General features: G+C 65.3%; 13 protein-coding genes and 2 tRNA genes. 7 read left to right on the top strand and 8 right to left on the bottom strand.

Annotation, left to right across the window (positions count from 1 at the left end; all coding sequences use genetic code 11):
• Window positions 1–2 precede the first annotated feature (2 nt).
• Window positions 3–857, bottom strand: a complete 855-nt coding sequence (locus DU484_RS14855) for a putative RNA uridine N3 methyltransferase (protein ID WP_114606327.1) — start codon at window positions 855–857, stop codon at window positions 3–5.
• 221 nt (window positions 858–1078) lie between these two features.
• Here DU484_RS14855 and DU484_RS14850 point away from each other — a divergent pair.
• Window positions 1079–1149, top strand: a tRNA-Gly gene (locus DU484_RS14850).
• A 385-nt stretch (window positions 1150–1534) separates the two neighbouring features.
• Here DU484_RS14850 and DU484_RS14845 read toward each other — a convergent pair.
• The 3 genes from DU484_RS14845 to DU484_RS14835 form a co-directional block, all read right to left on the bottom strand.
• The gene (locus DU484_RS14845; protein WP_114586732.1) at window positions 1535–2026 is read right to left on the bottom strand and encodes a hypothetical protein; all 492 of its coding nucleotides are present in this window, start codon (window positions 2024–2026) and stop codon (window positions 1535–1537) included.
• Between the two features lie 6 nt (window positions 2027–2032).
• Window positions 2033–2350 (bottom strand): ribbon-helix-helix domain-containing protein, encoded by a 318-nt coding sequence (locus DU484_RS14840; protein ID WP_114586731.1) that lies wholly within the window; start codon window positions 2348–2350, stop codon window positions 2033–2035.
• Window positions 2351–2662: 312 nt separating this feature from the next.
• Window positions 2663–3064: a hypothetical protein gene (locus DU484_RS14835; protein ID WP_114586730.1), complete on the bottom strand. Its 402-nt coding sequence runs from the start codon at window positions 3062–3064 to the stop codon at window positions 2663–2665.
• 193 nt (window positions 3065–3257) lie between these two features.
• On the opposite strand from DU484_RS14835, the gene DU484_RS19620 reads away from it, so the two are divergent.
• The 4 genes from DU484_RS19620 to DU484_RS14810 all read left to right on the top strand — a co-directional run bounded on the left by DU484_RS19620 (window position 3258) and on the right by DU484_RS14810 (window position 6763).
• Window positions 3258–3830, top strand: coding sequence for a hypothetical protein (locus DU484_RS19620; protein WP_157969372.1), 573 nt, complete (start codon window positions 3258–3260; stop codon window positions 3828–3830).
• A 159-nt stretch (window positions 3831–3989) separates the two neighbouring features.
• Complete coding sequence (locus DU484_RS14820; protein ID WP_114606326.1) at window positions 3990–5549, top strand: sensor histidine kinase; 1560 nt, start codon at window positions 3990–3992, stop codon at window positions 5547–5549.
• 60 nt (window positions 5550–5609) lie between these two features.
• Window positions 5610–5684: transfer RNA gene (locus tag DU484_RS14815), tRNA-Glu, on the top strand.
• A 569-nt stretch (window positions 5685–6253) separates the two neighbouring features.
• Window positions 6254–6763, top strand: a complete 510-nt coding sequence (locus DU484_RS14810; RefSeq protein WP_114586727.1) for a DUF7344 domain-containing protein — start codon at window positions 6254–6256, stop codon at window positions 6761–6763.
• On the opposite strand, the gene DU484_RS14805 is transcribed toward DU484_RS14810, so the two are convergent.
• From DU484_RS14805 to DU484_RS14790, 4 genes are read right to left on the bottom strand one after another with little or no spacing between them, the layout of a single operon-like run.
• A complete protein-coding gene (locus DU484_RS14805; RefSeq protein WP_114606325.1) occupies window positions 6760–8766 on the bottom strand; it encodes a SpoVR family protein in 2007 nt (668 codons plus the stop codon). The two genes, DU484_RS14810 and DU484_RS14805, sit on opposite strands and share 4 nt — an antisense overlap.
• Window positions 8763–10088: a YeaH/YhbH family protein gene (locus tag DU484_RS14800; RefSeq protein WP_114586725.1), complete on the bottom strand. Its 1326-nt coding sequence runs from the start codon at window positions 10086–10088 to the stop codon at window positions 8763–8765. Before DU484_RS14800 ends, DU484_RS14805 begins: the two co-directional genes overlap by 4 nt.
• Window positions 10079–12334 carry a PrkA family serine protein kinase gene (locus DU484_RS14795; RefSeq protein ID WP_114586724.1) on the bottom strand — a complete coding sequence of 752 codons (2256 nt, stop codon included), beginning with the start codon at window positions 12332–12334 and terminating at the stop codon, window positions 10079–10081. Before DU484_RS14795 ends, DU484_RS14800 begins: the two co-directional genes overlap by 10 nt.
• A gap of 1 nt (window position 12335) precedes the next feature.
• A complete protein-coding gene (locus DU484_RS14790; protein WP_114586723.1) occupies window positions 12336–14402 on the bottom strand; it encodes a PrkA family serine protein kinase in 2067 nt (688 codons plus the stop codon).
• A 372-nt stretch (window positions 14403–14774) separates the two neighbouring features.
• Here DU484_RS14790 and DU484_RS14785 point away from each other — a divergent pair, with 372 nt between their 5' ends.
• Entirely contained in the window at window positions 14775–15155 is a 381-nt protein-coding gene (locus DU484_RS14785; protein ID WP_114586722.1) for a DUF5820 family protein, read from the top strand.
• A 25-nt stretch (window positions 15156–15180) separates the two neighbouring features.
• Window positions 15181–15630, top strand: coding sequence for a UPF0179 family protein (locus DU484_RS14780; RefSeq protein WP_114586721.1), 450 nt, complete (start codon window positions 15181–15183; stop codon window positions 15628–15630).

Here is a 15630-nt window from a genome sequence, read left to right as displayed (position 1 = left end):
ATTTACTCCGTGAGTGTCAGGGGCGCGAGCGACGCGAACATCGCTTCCTCGGTTCGCACCGTCTCGCTTCCCTGTCGCGGAATCGTATTCAGCCAGAGGTCGAACCCCGGATCGTCGGGTTCGACGCCCTCACCGCCGGCGGCGGCTACGTCCTCGACAGCCACGTCGAGGATGGCCGGAAGACCGCGCCCGGGCGCCCCGAAGGCGACCGTCAGATCGCCCGCGTCGTCGATCCGCCCGACCAGTTCGGTCAGGCGACCGACCGACAGTTCCGTTCCGTGAACGGACGTGGCGATCCGAGCCCCGGCGTCGGGCCGGGCCAGCACTTCCGGCAGGTCCGCACGCTGGATCTCGAACCCAGGCAAGGGTTCGTCGACGATCCGTGCGCGGACCGGCTCTCTCGAAGAGATCCTGATGGCGACGCGCTCTCCTTCGGACACCTCCATCCCGTCGGGGAGGAGGAGGGAGATCGGGTGTTGCAGTCCGCAATTGACCCGGACGCGGCCGTCAGATCCGACCTCGGTCACGATTCCCTCTTGTAACGACCCCGGACGCTCAGGTCCGGAGCCGGTCCGCGACGAGACGCGAAGGGGCGGCAACACGCCGGCGTACTCCAGTTCGTCCCGCGTCCCCCACACCTCGGTTTTGAGGTACGGGGGCGTCGCGGCGTACCGCAGGACCGTCTCGACGAACCCGCCTCCCCATCGGCGCTCGCCTTCCCCGTCGGGGAAGACGATCAGCCGATCCGTCCGAAACACCGTCGCCGCGCGGGCGACGTAACCGAGTTTGCGAGTTGCCTCGCGTTTGTCCTCGGCTTCCCGGACGAGGGAAGACGGCACGAGCACGCTGAACGTCATGCCGGGCCGTTTCGCGTCACGTCACTAGACTGTGATAGCCGTACCGTATCCTCCGGTAAAAGGGTAGCGAAACCACGCGGGCGCCTGTGAGGGCCTGACACGCCGCAAAACGCCGTTTCGTGGGGGGCCGTCTCACGGCAGTCGTCCCCACGCCGCCGGCCGTTCGGGGCCGGATTTCGGAACCCTTAATAATCACACCCGGCTTGGTCTGAATGCGAAGGGCGCTGGTAGTGTAGTGGTATCACGTGACCTTGCCATGGTCACAACCTGGGTTCAAATCCCAGCCAGCGCATTTTCAGGATTCTAACGACCGCGAGCGAAGCGAGCGGTCCTGAATCCTGAAAATCGTCCCCTCGGGATTTGAATCAGGGAGCGTCGCGAGCGAAGCGAGCAGAGCGACCGTGGTTCAAATCCCAGCCAGCGCATTTCTGCCGAAGCAAACCGACGAGCGAAGCGAGATGCGAACGGAGTGCGCATCTCGGAACGGCGAACGGCGTAGCCGTGAGCCAGCTAGTCGCGTTTCGAGGCGAAATCGCACCTGATTTGAACCCTACCAGTCGCGCGCAGCGACCGCAGGGAGCGAGCACGTCTGATTTCGGTTCACGATCCCAGCCAGCGCGTTTTCAGGAGTTCAACGACTGAGGGCGAAACGACCGTAGTTCGAAATCCCAGCCCGCCTATTCGTCGAACAGTCCCCTCGCCCGCCGATAGATCGGTGCTTCCAACCAGTCCCGTTCTTCGGCCGCGTCGTCCAGCCGCTCAAGCGCTTCTCCGCGCGCGAGGACGCCGCGCTCGACGAGGGCTTTGAGGACGATGGGTGAGATGGCGATCCGTGTTTCGGTGAGGGTCTGGAGTTCTGGCAAGGCACGAAGGTCGTCAGTAATCAAGAAGTCAGCCGCTATATCCCGCGTAAGTTGTATGCAGCTACCCTCTCCCTCATCGACCCGCGAGGACTGGTACTCGAGCGTATCTACTTCACGTATCGTTGTCCGTTCTTTCCGGCCCAAGACTTGCTGTGCGTGTTCGGCTGTTTTGTCTCCGTAGCTGGCTAGATCCTCCAGTTCCTTGATCACTGTTTCAGTGGTGTGGACATCGAATTCTTCGAGAAGCAGATCAAGGGTGTCGGCTGCGGTGAGGGAGACGAGTGCGGAGGTGTCGGCGACGATCATCGAGTCTCAGAGTCCGGCGAGTTCGTCGGCCAAGTCTTCGCCCTGTACGAGTAGTGCTTTGGAGGCCCGAACGCTTTCGGCGTCCTGCCGGCCGATGAACTGTTTCAAGGTCTCGAATCCGATTTCGTCGTCGAGGTAGAGTTCGACGACCGCTTCTTTGAACTTCTCGTCGTCTTCGACTTCCTGGAGGTACTGCTGGAGCGCTTCTTTAATTATCTCTGTGCGGTTCTTGTGCGAGACTTCGGCCGCTACGTCCGCTTTCTCGACCAGTTCGTCCGGCAGCCTGAAGTTGACTTTTCGCGTCATTACCATCCACTTGTACATACGTTGTACCTACGAATTTATAAAGATAACACCGAAGCGGATGCCCGAATCGGTCCTACTCGCGAACCACCGCGACGAATCCTGAGAGAGTATCACTCCTAAAACACTTTCTATCCGACACTGCCCATCCACGGTTGTGACCGAACGGACGGAACACCCTCTACTACGTGGACGTTCCGCACCAGGAGATGACGGAGTTCACGAGCATCATCGACATGTTCCGCGACAAGATCGTCGCGGACGAGCACCGCGACGAGGGCTGGGAAGCGCCGTAACGACGCTTCGGCGGTGGGTCGCCGACGAACAGGCCGCTCACTGCGACGGATGGGCGACGATGTGGTCGCCCTCGGCGAATCCGACGCGGTAGTAGGTCCGATCGCGTCGGAGGTACACCTCCAGCCCGCCGTCCGTCCGACGTTCGATCCGGTCGCGGAGCGTTTCGAGCGCCGGCGGCGCCGCCTCGCTCTCGACGACGTACTCCCCCTCGTCGAGCGCCGTAGCGACGAGTTTCCGTTCCGCGGCGGGCAGGTCGGCGAACACGATGGGGTCGACGGCGTTCCGTTCGGACTCGGTCAGTTCGACGCGTTCGAACCAGAGGCGGGTCGGCAGGCCCGCGGTGCCGGGCGCGTCGCTGCCGCTCGATCCGCCGAGACAGCCGGCCGTGGGGCCGAGGAGGACGGGGCCGACGCTCGAGAGTACGCGACGTCGATACATACGTTCGTGTAGCGAGCCGCGAGCGTAAAGTTCGTTTTCCAACCCTCCCTGCCGCTGCCCGCCGTCACGACCCCACGACCGACCGCTCCCGCCGCCGATGCCGGTCCCCTGCACGCCCCTCAGCCCCCGCGAAGTCCGCTCCGGCCGGTCGATATGACGAACGCTTATGCCCCTGACTCCCACACCGGAGGCCATGGATCGACGCGCGTTTCTGGCGGGCACGGCGGCCGCCCTCTCCGGCCTCGCGGGCTGTGGCTCGGCGGGGTCGCCGCCCCCGATCGACGAGGGGACGGCGGCGTCGACGACGACGGCGACGCTCACCGCGTCGCCCACGCCGACGCCCACGGACACGCCGGTGCCGACGCGGACGCCGCCGGAGCGGCGGTATCTCCCGCAGTTGCTCGACGTGGGTCTCGTCTCGACGTGGTCGGAGGCGGGTGATCTGACCGCGAACCGGATCGAGAGCGTCCGGCGCGGGCAACCCGCCGTCGTCGCCTTTCGATACCGGATTCGTATCCCGGAGGGGACGATCAACCTCAAGGAGGGCGTCGATATCGTCCACGACGACGACCTGGTGGTCCGTCGGTTCCGCGACGTCGACCGGCGGGTCGACTCCCCGGGTCTCTACACGTGGGAGGACGCCATGACGTTCGAGACGGCCGAGTGGCCCCTCGGGGACCTGACCGCGACGGCCGCCATCGGCGAACTCCAGCTGCATCGCACGTCCGAGCGCGTCTCGACGACGTTCGAGGTCACCTCGGCCTGAAACTGCCGGCTGTACGTCAATCGAGATAGCCGCCACCCCGGAGTGGCGGCTATCTCGAAACAGGTACAGCCGACAGTATGCGCGGTCCCGACCACCGGTGACCTTTTCAGCGTGGGTGGTGCATCCTTTATAAGATGAACTGGTCCCCGGTGACGGAGCATGGCTGACGAACGCGACGGTCACGTCTCCGATGCGACCCTCGAACGGGTTCTGGATCGGATGACCGACGGGGTCTTCGGTCTCGACACCGACTGGCAGTTCACGTACCTGAACGAGACGGCTCGCGCCATCATCTCTGACGCGGCCGGCGAGTCGTTCACCGTCGACGAACTCCGCGGGCGGAGCCTCTGGGAACTCGTCCCCGAGGCGACCGGCACGACGTTCGAGTCGAAGTATCGCGAGGCGATGCGGACCGGGGAGCAAGTCTCGTTCGACGCACGCTACGAGCCACTCGACGCGTGGTTGGAGGTTCGGGCGTATCCCTCCGAGACGGGGCTCTCGGTCTGCTTCCGCGACATCACCGAACGCCGCCGCCGTCACGACCGGATCGTGACCCGTGAGACGGTCCTCCGCGAGATATACGAGGCCATTGCCGCCCGGGAGTCGTCCTTCGAGGATCGGGTCGACGACCTCCTGCGCATCGGCCAGCGTGTCCTCGATACGTCCCACGGGACGCTGTCCCGCGTCCGGGGCGACGAGTACGTCTTCGAGGTGGTTCGATCCCCCGGCGACCTGTCGGCGGGTGACACCGTCGACCTGTCGGTGACGAACTGCGAGCGGGTCGTCCTCACCGAGGAGACGCTCGTCCTCGCGAACCTCGCCGAGGAAGCCTCCGAACTCGCCGAGCGGGCCGGGAATCGGGAGCTTGGGATCAATTGCTATCTCGGCACGCCGGTCGTCGTCGACGACGAGGTGTACGGGACGTTTTGCTTCTACGACACGGACGCACGGACCGAGTCGTTCTCGGACTGGGAGGTCACGCTCGTCGACCTGATGGGTCGATGGGTGAGCGTCGCACTCGAACGGGAACTGACCGAGGACCGCCTCCGCCACCAGAACGAGCGACTGGAGAAGTTCGCGACGCTCGTCTCCCACGACCTTCGGAACCCCCTCAACGTCGCCGAGGGGTGGCTCGAGATGGTGAACGAGGAGTGTGACAGCGAGGCAATCTCACACATCACGGACTCCCACGAACGGATGCGGGCCATCGTCGACGACCTCCTGTTGCTCGCGCGGGCCGGTCGGACCGTCGACGATCCCGTCGACCTCGACGTGGCCGCCGTCGCGGCCGACGCCTGGTCGCAGGTCGAGACGGCGAACGCCACGCTGACGGTCGATATCGACGCCGAAATCGGCGGCGACCGCTCCCGCATCCAGCAGTTGTTCGAGAACCTGTTTCGGAATTGTGTGGAGCATGGCTCCACTGACAGTCGGCCGGAGGCCGACGATAGCGTGGAACACGGCGTCACGGACGACGCGCCCACCCTCTCGATCACGGTCGGCCCACTCCCCGACGGCTTCTACGTCGCGGACGACGGCGTCGGTATCCCCGAGTCGGAACGCGAACACGTCCTCGAGTTCGGCTACACGACGGCCGAGGACGGGACGGGCATCGGACTCGGCATCGTCGAAGACATCGCGACGGCCCACGGCTGGACCGTGACGGTCACCGAGAGCGAGGCGGGGGGCGCCCGCTTCGAGTTCACGAACGTCTCCTGATCGTGCCGCGAGGAAAAAAGACGGATTTATCAATGGCCCACTCCTCGTCGAAACTGCGACGCTCGGTTGGTGTAGTCCGGCCAATCATGTTGGCCTTTCGAGCCGACGACCAGGGTTCAAATCCCTGACCGAGCATGATTCTGAACGAACGGAGTGAGTGAAGAAGCACGCGCAGGAAAGGGATTTGAATCAGGGAGCGGCTTCGCCGCGACCGTGGTTCAAATCCCTGACCGAGCACTACAGCGAGCGAACGTTAGTGAGCGAGCGAAGCGCACAGTTTGAATCAGGGAGCGGCTTCGCCGCGACCGTGGTTCAAATCCCTGACCGAGCACTACAGCGAGCGAACGTTAGTGAGCGAGCGAAGCGCACAGTTTGAATCAGGGAGCGGCTTCGCCGCGACCGTGGTTCAAATCCCTGACCGAGCGTGATTCCTCCCGACGAGATGGCGACGGCGTTCGCGCTCCGACTCCCACGTTCCTATCACAAACCGTGACTTTATGATGCGAACGGACTGATAGATGTGTGAACGCGGTCGGCGCCTCGAACCCGGCGCACCGTCGCCACGAGGGGGGGATCGTTTCGGCTGAGTGTCTCGCTCTCGCGGTCACACCCGTCGTGCGACCTCAGGCTAACCAATGTCGTCCAACCAATCATCACCCCACGGTCGTTCCCGAGGGCGGCTGTCGAAAGACACGATATTCTCGATGCTGAGCAACCAGCGTCGGCGATGTGTCCTCTACTACCTCAACCGAAATCCGGGACCGGTCTCCCTGCGGGACCTCGCCGAACGGATCGCCGCGTGGGAAAACGACGTCGAGGTGGCGGATCTGGACTACAAACAGCGCAAACGAGTCTACACCTCGCTTCACCAGACGCATCTTCCGAAACTCGACGAGGCGGGCATCGTCGACTACGACCGGTCGGAGGGGACGATCACGCTCGCGGATCGGGCGACCGATCTCGACGTCTATCTCGAACTGGTCGGCGAACACGACATCCCCTGGTGTGACTTCTATCTCGGGCTGTCGGCCGTCGCGTCGCTGTTCGTCGTCGCGGCGTGGCTCGGCGTGTATCCGTTCACCGCGCTCCCGGATCTGTTGCTCGCGGGTGGGGTCGTCGGGCTGTTCGCGCTCTTCGCGGGCATCCACTCGCGCCGCGCCCGTCGGAACCACATCGGCGGCGACGACGCGCCGATCGAGGGACCCGACGACTAGGTCAGCCAGTCGTCGGGTTTCGTGTCGTAGTCGATGTCGTTGGCGGCGATTCGCTCCTCGAGGTCGGATTCGAGGTCGTGGGTCTCGAAGCGCTCCCCGTCGTAGCGGATGCGCTTGCCGACCTCCGTCGGCGTCGGCTCGCGGTTCCGCCGTCTGGCGATCTCCAACTCGTGTTCGTCGTACTCCTTGACGACCGTCATGAGGTTGACCGGCCGCCCCCAGAGGTCGTAGGTGCGTTCGAGCACCCGCTTTGCCTGCTCGACGTCGAGGCTGATGCCGTTGTACTGGTGGCCCAGCAGGAGTTCGCTGCGGTTGCCGAAGTTGCCGTCGTAGACGGCGACCGTCGGCTTCCCGAAGTTGGTGAACTGGAGCAGGAGCTTCTTTTTCACGTCGGCGGCCGCGTCCGAGGCCACCCGGAAGTCGCCGGTCGCCTGCGAGAACTCGTAGGTGAAGTAGTTGTTCTCGGTCACGAACTCCTCGGAGAGGAAGGCGTCGATGAACGTCACGTCGTTGTGGCTCTCCCGGAGTTCGCGCATCCGCCGCCAGCCCGCGCCGTAGTCCACGTCGGCGACGGCGTCGGCGACCGAGTCGTACTTCGCGTCGTCGAACATGTACCGCGCCAGCCGTTCGAGTTCCGACCGTCGGATGCGACCGAGGAAGCCGCGGTTCTGGGGTTTACAGAGCGAGAAGTGTCGCTCCGCCAGCCCCTCGGTGGTGAGCACCTTCCACGGGTAGCGGTCCACGTCTATTTCGCCGTCACGCGCCGCCGCGAGCGCCTCGGCGTCGACCCGCGGATCGTCGGGATCGAGGTCGGCGAGCGTCTCGGCGGTGATCGACGCGATGGCTGGGTCCGGGGCCAGCAGGTCGGCCACCTCGTCGAAATCGACCACGTCGTGGAAGTTCCGCCAGGTGATCCCCTCCACCCGGAGCAGTTTGTCGGCCACTTCGCGGCGGTTGGTGACGTTCTCGACGTGTTGCCACAGCTCCATCCCGAGTTTGTACGGGTTGAGGCCGGGCGAGCCGAGGACGCGGGCCATGTGATCGGCGTAGGTGACGAACTCGTCGTCGTCGGCGAAGTTCTCGTCGCCCATCATCAGCGACTCCCAGTAGCTCGCCCACCCCTCGTTGAGCACCTTCGTCATCTTCTGGCCGGCGAAGTAGTAGGCCTCGGTACGCAGGATTTCGAGCACGTCCTTCTGCCACGGCTCGAACTCGACGGCCTTGCTCGACTCCTCGTCGTACTGCCGGCCGTGTTCCATGAGGAAGGCGAGTACGTCGTTGTGGGGGTCCTCCAGTCGTGCTTTCGCCTGCTCCGCTTCGGCGAGTTCGTCCAGCCACTCCTCGTCGAAGGCGTGGCGGCGCACGTCCTCGGACACGTCGAGTTCGTCCAGTTGCTCGCGGAGGTCCGCGGGGGCGTCGCGTTCGCGACGCTCGCCTGCGCGGGCGAACGCGCGGTGTTGATCGATGGTGTCCTCCAGACAGAGGACGGCGTCGATGAACCGCTCTACGTCCTCGCGGTCGATGTCGGGGTCCTCGACGTACCCCTTGATCGTCTCGGCGTGGCGTTCGAGCATGGCTGCGGCGTCCAGGTCGGAGCGGTCGTCGCCCTCCCCGTCGCCGAAGAGACCGAACCACTCGTTGTTGGCGAAGAAGTCCGCGTGGGCCTCGACGTGGGTGATGACGGCCTTCTGGTCGGCCAGCGAGTTGGACTCCTGTAAGAAGGCGTGGGAAGGGTTGTCGTTGTTGACGATTTCGAACGCCTTCCCCATGCCGAACTGGTCCTGTTTGCGCTGGCGGTCGTAGGCCATCCCCCACCGCCAGTGTGGGTAGCGCCGCTGGAACCCGCCGTAGGCGATGAGTTCGTTCATCTCGTCGTGGTCGACGATCCAGTAGTTGACCGGGTAGGGGTCGAGCCCCAGCTTTCTCGCCAACGCCGCCGCCTCCTCGACCGGTTCGGTGAGGCGCGTCGCTTCCCGCCGTGCGTCGATACGGTCGTCTCTCATGATTCGTCCTCCGTGCTCAAGATTTCGTAGATGGCGTCGGTCACGTCCGCCGGATCGGAGACGTAGGCGACGACGACGCCCTCTCCCTCGTCGAACGCCCGTTCCACCTCCTCGGCGTGGGTGGCGTTGATCGCCGTCCCGCCCGGCTGGGTCTCCACGTAGGCGTGGAGGTTCGCCGGAATCTCCCGCATCAGCGGCACCACGTTCTCGCGGGTGTCGTTGCTCGAGTTCTCCGAATCGCCCGCGGCGAAGACGTAGCGGTTCCACTCGCTCCACGGATACCGCTCCTCCAGAATCTCCGCGGCGAGTTCGTACGCCGAGGAGATGCGGGTGCCACCGCCCGAGCGGATGCCGAAGAAGTCCCCGCGTTCCACCTCCCACGCCTCCGCGTCGTGGGCGATGTAGACGAACTCCGCGCGGTCGTACTTGCCGGTGAGATACCAGTCGAGCGGGGTAAAGGTTCGCTCGACGAGTTCGCGCTTCTGCTCGCGCATGCTGCCGGAGACGTCCCGGATGTTCACGACGACGACGTTTTTCTCCGTCTTCTCGATCACCTCGGGATGACGGTAGCGCTCGTCCTCGCGGCGGAGGGGCACCTCGCGAAGCCCCTCGCGACGGATGCGTTCGAGCGTCGTCGTCCGCTCGACGTTCTCGGCCATCTCCTCGAAGCTCGCCCAGCGGCCGCGCTCGTCGTCGGGAATCTCGTCCCACTGGTCCTCGATCCAGACCCGGGAGACGAGGATGTGCTCCCCGCGACACCAGCGGAACACGTCGTCCGGCGTCGCGTCCGCGACGCGCATCGCCTCGCGGACGAACTCCTCGTCGAAATCCATCGCAAGCTTGCGCTTCAGGCCCTGCTTGAACAGGCGCTCGAAGTCGAGCGTGCTGTTCGGGCCGGCGCGGGTGAGTTCGGTGAAGTCGCCTTCGACCTCCTCGACGACTTCCTTCCCCTTCGGCTCCAGGTCGAGACCGAGTTCCTCGTCGAGTTCCTCCGCGAACTCCTCGGGGTCCATCTCGTAGTACTCGTGCTCGCCGGCCTCGTCGCCGGGTTCGCCGTCTTCGCCGTCCTCGTCGCCGTCGTCTCCTGGCTGGGGCTGGCCGACCGGCTGCCCCACGTCGGGCGTGCCGCCCTGTCCCTGCCCGACGCCGCCGCGGTCACGCGGGTCGTAGGCGAACTCCGGCAGGTCCACCACCTTGATCGGCACCTTGATGCTGTCCGGGTCGCTCCCGCCCAGGTCGCCGTAGCGGATGAACTCCTTCAGGTCCTCGCGGCGTCGCTCGCCGACTTCACGGAATCGATCCAGATCCTCTCTCAGTCCCATCGGTAGCTCACCTCCCGCATCACCTTGCGGCTGGTCAGTTCGGCCGACGCCGGGGAGTAGCCCTGCGTCTGCAGGTGCGCTATCGTCCGCTCTTTACACCGCTCGGTCTCCGTATCCGAGGGCGGGTCCGTCCACTGTGTCGGATCGAACCCCTCGAACAGCCGCTTCACGTCGCTCCAGTCGTGGGCGTCGAGGACCGCGCGGATGACCGGAATCTCGCTCACGTCGACGTTCTCGATGGCGAAGTCCTCGTCGCGGTTCTCCCACGCGTAGCGGTTGATGGCCGTGATGACCTTCTCGCGGCGGAACTCCTCGACACGGTCGGCCGGCTCCGCCCCGGCGTAGGCGTCCTCGCCGAACCGCCCCAGATGCTCCGTCTCGAACACCTTCATCAGGAGCGGATCGGGGTCGACCGGACCGCGGTCGGTGTCGACCTGATCCTCGTTCGCCCACGCGAAGACGTGTTCGACGTACTCCGCGACGGTGTCCTCGTCGACGCCCTTCTCGGCCAGGAGCGCGTCGAGCACGTCCGCCTCCTGTCGGTCGTAGACGTGGCTCTTGACGACCGCGAGGCGGTTCTCGTACTCCGCGGCCTCGGCACGGGAGAAGACGGGGGCGTCCGACAGCCCCCCGGCCATCGCGTCCAGCACGTCGTCGGGCATGACGACCCGTTCGACCGGCAGGTCGGGATGCTGGCGGTCGGCGTCGGTCTGGAGCAGGTCGGCGATCACGTCGCGCGTGTAGGTGACGGGAATCCCGTGGCTGCCGTCGTCGCCGTCGAACTCGAACTCGTCGGCGTCGATGCGCTCGTCGCCCTCCTGCAGGTAGCCCTGATCGAACAGGAGCGCCTTGTCGACGAGGCCACGGCTGCCGGGCGTGTCCTCGCCGTCGAGCCGGGTGACGACGCTGTAGAGCGCCGCCGCCTCGACGGTGTGGGGTGCGAGTTCGCGCTCGACGGCGCCGCCGCGGCCGTCACGCATCGACAGTGTCAGCCCCTCTCGGACCCGCGCTTCGAGGTCGGCGTAGCCCTCGGCCTCCCAGACGGCCGTCTCGCTCGTCAGTTCGCGGCGGATCAGCTCCGCCTCTAAGGAGAGGTTGGTCAGGTAGCCGAACTCGTGTTTGTCGAGGCGGCGCTTCAGCGCCTTCAGCGGGTCCCGTCCGTTGCGGTCCGCGTACTGGTCGAGCTCCACGTCCAGATCGGGGTTCGAGATGATCAGGAGCTGCGTATCGATATCCATCCCGATGCCCTTGTCCAGTTTGACGCGCCCCTCGTCGGGCACGTTCAGGAGTTTGCGGAGCAGGTCGGCGTGCTGGGAGGCGTCCTCGACGATCGTCAACAGGCCGTTGCCCTGCGAGAGCACGCCGTCGTAGGAGAACGCCTGCGGGTTCTTTCGGCCCCGCGAGTCGAGTTCGCGGAGCATCCCCGGCATCCACGACCCGACCAGTCGCTCCTTGGGCGAGCCGTCGTCCTCCGAGTGGAGGACGCCGATGCCTCTCCCCACGTCGACGACGTAGTTTTTGACCCGGAGGTGGCGCGGGTCGGTGATCGAGGAGAACAGATTGGTCCCCCCGGCCCGCCGGTAGCGCTCCTCGAGCACGTCGTAGGCCTCGCGGCAGAAGGGGTCGAGGCCGGCCTCGACGCGGATCGGGACGTGTCCCCCCTCGTTGAGGTCCGCGAGGATGGTCGACCGGACACCCTCGGGGAACACGGAGAGCGGGTGGGACTGGACGGGGCTCTCGTACCAGTCGTCCTCGCGGTCGATTTCGTCGCCGTAGCTCAGGCCGCGGTCCTCGGTGGCGCTGGCGACGTTCCACTCCACCGTGTAGCGCCGCCCCGCGTCGGTCTTCGAGTATTCGCGGAGCCCGTTGATGAGACAGCGCTTGAGCTCCGATTTCCCCGTTGCCGTCGGGCCGTCGAACCAGATGATCTTCTCGCGTTTGCCCCGGTCCGCCGCGATGGTCCGGAGGTCGTCGACGAAGCCGTTCAACACCGCCGTGTTGCCGAGGATGGCGTGTTCGCCGTCGTTAGCGGGGTCGTCGAAGAAGCGGTAGCGCTCGCGCTCTTCGCCCTCCTCGATGACGGTTCGCGTCCCCATCGACTCGATGGCTTCGAGCAGATACTTCGGGGCGTGGGAGGCGATGGAGGGGCGGGAGAGCGCCCGCTCGACGTACGCCTCGAGGCTCATCGGCTCCTCGTACGCGCCGGAGAGCTCCTCGTCGCCGGCGCGGATGTAGTCGTTCGTCATCCTAGCCTTCCAGTTCGCTCTTGGCGACCTCCGCGCCGGCGAACTCCAGTACTTCCTGGGCGCCCTCGCGGGAGTAGCCCTGTTCGATCAGCGCGTCGACCCACGCGCTCCGCTCGTCGTCGTCGAGTTCGTTCGCCGACACCAACGCGGAGAAGTTGATGTTGTGTTTCTTGTCCTCCCAGAGTTTGCGCTCCAGCGCCCGGCGCAGGCGGTCGTTGTCCTGCGGATCGAACCCTTCGCCCTCGCGGGCGCGGCGGCTGACCCAGTTCGACACCTCCTGTCGGAAGTCGTCTTTCCGGTCGCTCGGAATCTCCAACTTCTCCTCGACGGAGCGCAGGAACGTCTCGTCGGGCTCCTGTTCCCGCCCGGTGAGTTCGTCGGTCACGGTGGCGTCGTCGATGTACGCCATCACGTGATCCATGTACTTCTCGCCCTGGCGCTGGATTTCGTCCACGTCGTAGGCCAGCGCGTGGCGCACGTCCTCGATGGCGCGTTCCTTGTACTCCTCGCGCACGAGTTCGAGATAGCGGTGGTAGCGCTCGATGTTCTCCTCCGGGATGGAGCCGTGGTTCTCGAGGTTGCGCTCGAAGTGGGTGAACACCGAGAGCGGGGAGAGATACCCCCGGCCGCGGTGGGTGGCGTCCATGATGGCTTCGGCGATTTCGTCGCCGATGAACCGCGCGGAGACGCCGTCCATCCCCTCCGCGATGTCGGCGTTTCGTTCACCCTCCTCGCGCAACTTCTTCACGTCCACGTCGTCGGCCTCGTCGATTTCGCCGTTGTAGGACTTGGCTTTCTGAACGAGCGTGACGTTCTCGCCGTCCGGCTCCGTGATGCGGGTGAGGACGCCGAACAGCCCCGCCATCTCCATGGCGTGGGGTTCGATGTGCATGTCCGGGACGTCCGCGTTCCGGAGCATCTTCCGGTAGATTTCGGCCTCCTCGCTGTACTCGAGGACGTACGGGAAGTCGATGCGTTTGGTCCGGTCGTTGAACGCCTCCATCTTCTCGTCGCCCTTCTTGTCCCGGTACTCGGGCATGTTGGTGCGGCCGACGATCACTTGGTCGATGTCGATGCGGGGGTTGTTCTTCGGCTTGATCGTCTGCTCCTGTGAGGCGTGCAGGAAGTCGTAGAGGAACTCCCGCTGGAGCTTCAGCAACTCCTCCCCGCTGAACAGGCCGCGGTTGGCGTTACAGAAGGCGCCGGAGTAGTCGAACGCTCTCGGATCGCTCTCGCCGTAGATGGCGATTTTCGAGTAGTTGACGTCGCCCGTCAGTTCGGTCTCGTCCTGATTTTTCTTGTCTTTCGGCTCGAACGTCTCGATGCACTGGCGCTTGTTCTCGCTCGCGACGAGGCGGACGATCTCGACGTGGTTGTCGAGAACGGCCTTCAGGTCGTCGTCGTAGTGGGCCAGCAGGCGGTCCATGTAGAACTCGCTGGCGGGGTCGAGCGACTGCTCGCTGCGAATCGTGTAGGGCGCGTCGAGCTCGGCGTTCAGCCGCTCCAGCACCCGGTCGCGCTGTTCCTGCGGGAGGAGGACGAGGGGGTCCTGATTCATCGGCGAGACCACCGTGTCGTCCGCGGGGTCCTGGTCGCGGACGATGTCACAGAGGTTGGTCCACCGGAAGGTGTACATCCGCCCCTCGTCGTGCATGGTGTAGTCCTCGAAGTACCGTCGGACCATCCAGTCGAAGTGTGACTTCCCGGAGCCGACGGGGCCGAGCAGGAGTTTGATCCGTTTCTCCGGCCCGAGTCCCCGGGCGCCGCTTTTCACCTTGTTGACGAACTCGTGGATCGACTCGTGAACCTCGCGGCCGTAGAAGGTGTTCTCCCCGTCGTGTAAGGGGTCCTCCGAGGCCATGAGGTACTCGACGACGCCGGCATCTTCGTCGTACTCCGTCCCGTAGTAGTCGAACATGTCGGCGACGCGCTGGTGGGCGTTTCGGGCGATCCGCGGATCGTCGTACACCTCGTCCAGATACCAGTCGAACGCCTTCGCTTCGCGGAGGTCCGCCGGAACCGATTCCTTGTAATGCTGGCTGAGGTCTTCGAGGGTTTCCTTCGTCATTGTCTCATCGGTGTCTCGGACCCGAGCGCGTCGTCGGCTACGCCGCCGCCGTAAGCCGTGGTAACACGCACCACGATTCGGCGCCGACCACGGGATGGTCGTCGTCTGGAGCGGCGAGGGCGGCGGGGTGTCCGACGAGGGTACTCGGTCCGCTGGTAACCGAGACTATAAACAGTGTCAGTATTCAATATACATAACTCTTTTCCACATCTGGGCGGTAGGTGTTCCCTACCGTCACCGACGCATTCGGACGACGCGTCCCGTTTCGGGCCGGTCCGGCGCTGATACGTCCGTGATCGGAACGAAGACGAACGGTTAGTCGGTGTCGCCGCGTGACGGGGAGATTATAGGGTCCCGGGACGAAGGCGGGACATGAGCTTCGCGGACCTTCCCGACGGGTGGACGGTCTGGCACGAGGAACCCGGCGGCCGGGTCATCCTGGCCTATCGCCCGGACGTCTTCGACACCGAGGCGTTCCCCGCCGCCTGTCTGCCGACCATCTATCTCTCGCCCGGCTCACCCCGGCGTCGTCCCGGTGCCCGAACGGACGACGGCTGGACGGTCACGCTGTATCTCGAACCGGAGGTGGAGGCGCGGCGGGAGACCGCCGACACCCGCGAGGCGGGCGTCGACGCCGCCCGCGACGTGGCCCGCGCGTTCGCCGCCGGCGACGTCGACTACCGCGGCGCCTATCAGGTCCCTCGCGAGGACTACTTCGACCGCCTCGACGAACTCGTCGGTCGCGAGGCTTAACCTCCCGGACCGAGAACGTCTTCGCATGTCCGAGGTCACGCTCATCGGGACGCGCCTCGCCGAGGTGGGCCGCGAGTTCGTCTTCCACGGCGAATCCAGCGCGTGCGATGGCTGTCCGTACCGCAGCCAGTGTCTCGACCTCTCTCCCGGAACGCGGTACCGGATCACCGACGTCCGCGAGAACGCCCAGACGCTCGACTGCGCCGTCCACGACGGCGGCGTCCGAGCCGTCGAGGTCGAACCCGCCCCCATCCCCGCGAACGTCCCCTCCAAGGTCGCCTACGCCGGCAGCAAGGCGAAACTCGCCGGCGCCTGTCCGTACACCGACTGTCCCAGCCACGCCTACTGCGTCCCCGACGGCGCCGATTTCGAGGCCGAGTACCGCATCGACGAGGTGCTCGGCGACCCGCCCCACGACTACTGCATGCTAGACCGGGATCTCACGCTCGTCGAATTCGCCCCACGCGAGTCCTGA

The sequence above is a fragment of the Haloplanus rubicundus genome (genome assembly GCF_003342675.1).
Lineage (GTDB): Archaea > Halobacteriota > Halobacteria > Halobacteriales > Haloferacaceae > Haloplanus > Haloplanus rubicundus.
The sequence above is the reverse complement of the archived record's forward strand: the minus strand, read 5'-3'. Positions and strand labels throughout refer to the sequence as shown.

What these genes read in the sequence shown, in the direction of transcription:
- DU484_RS14855 (WP_114606327.1), bottom strand. Translation starts at nt 857, where the DNA reads ATGACGTTCAGCGTGCTCGTGCCGTCTTCCCTCGTCCGGGAAGCCGAG.
- DU484_RS14845 (WP_114586732.1), bottom strand. Translation starts at nt 2,026, where the DNA reads ATGATCGTCGCCGACACCTCCGCACTCGTCTCCCTCACCGCAGCCGAC.
- DU484_RS14840 (WP_114586731.1), bottom strand. Translation starts at nt 2,350, where the DNA reads ATGTACAAGTGGATGGTAATGACGCGAAAAGTCAACTTCAGGCTGCCG.
- DU484_RS14835 (WP_114586730.1), bottom strand. Translation starts at nt 3,064, where the DNA reads ATGTATCGACGTCGCGTACTCTCGAGCGTCGGCCCCGTCCTCCTCGGC.
- DU484_RS19620 (WP_157969372.1), top strand. Translation starts at nt 3,258, where the DNA reads ATGGATCGACGCGCGTTTCTGGCGGGCACGGCGGCCGCCCTCTCCGGC.
- DU484_RS14820 (WP_114606326.1), top strand. Translation starts at nt 3,990, where the DNA reads ATGGCTGACGAACGCGACGGTCACGTCTCCGATGCGACCCTCGAACGG.
- DU484_RS14810 (WP_114586727.1), top strand. Translation starts at nt 6,254, where the DNA reads ATGCTGAGCAACCAGCGTCGGCGATGTGTCCTCTACTACCTCAACCGA.
- DU484_RS14805 (WP_114606325.1), bottom strand. Translation starts at nt 8,766, where the DNA reads ATGAGAGACGACCGTATCGACGCACGGCGGGAAGCGACGCGCCTCACC.
- DU484_RS14800 (WP_114586725.1), bottom strand. Translation starts at nt 10,088, where the DNA reads ATGGGACTGAGAGAGGATCTGGATCGATTCCGTGAAGTCGGCGAGCGA.
- DU484_RS14795 (WP_114586724.1), bottom strand. Translation starts at nt 12,334, where the DNA reads ATGACGAACGACTACATCCGCGCCGGCGACGAGGAGCTCTCCGGCGCG.
- DU484_RS14790 (WP_114586723.1), bottom strand. Translation starts at nt 14,402, where the DNA reads ATGACGAAGGAAACCCTCGAAGACCTCAGCCAGCATTACAAGGAATCG.
- DU484_RS14785 (WP_114586722.1), top strand. Translation starts at nt 14,775, where the DNA reads ATGAGCTTCGCGGACCTTCCCGACGGGTGGACGGTCTGGCACGAGGAA.
- DU484_RS14780 (WP_114586721.1), top strand. Translation starts at nt 15,181, where the DNA reads ATGTCCGAGGTCACGCTCATCGGGACGCGCCTCGCCGAGGTGGGCCGC.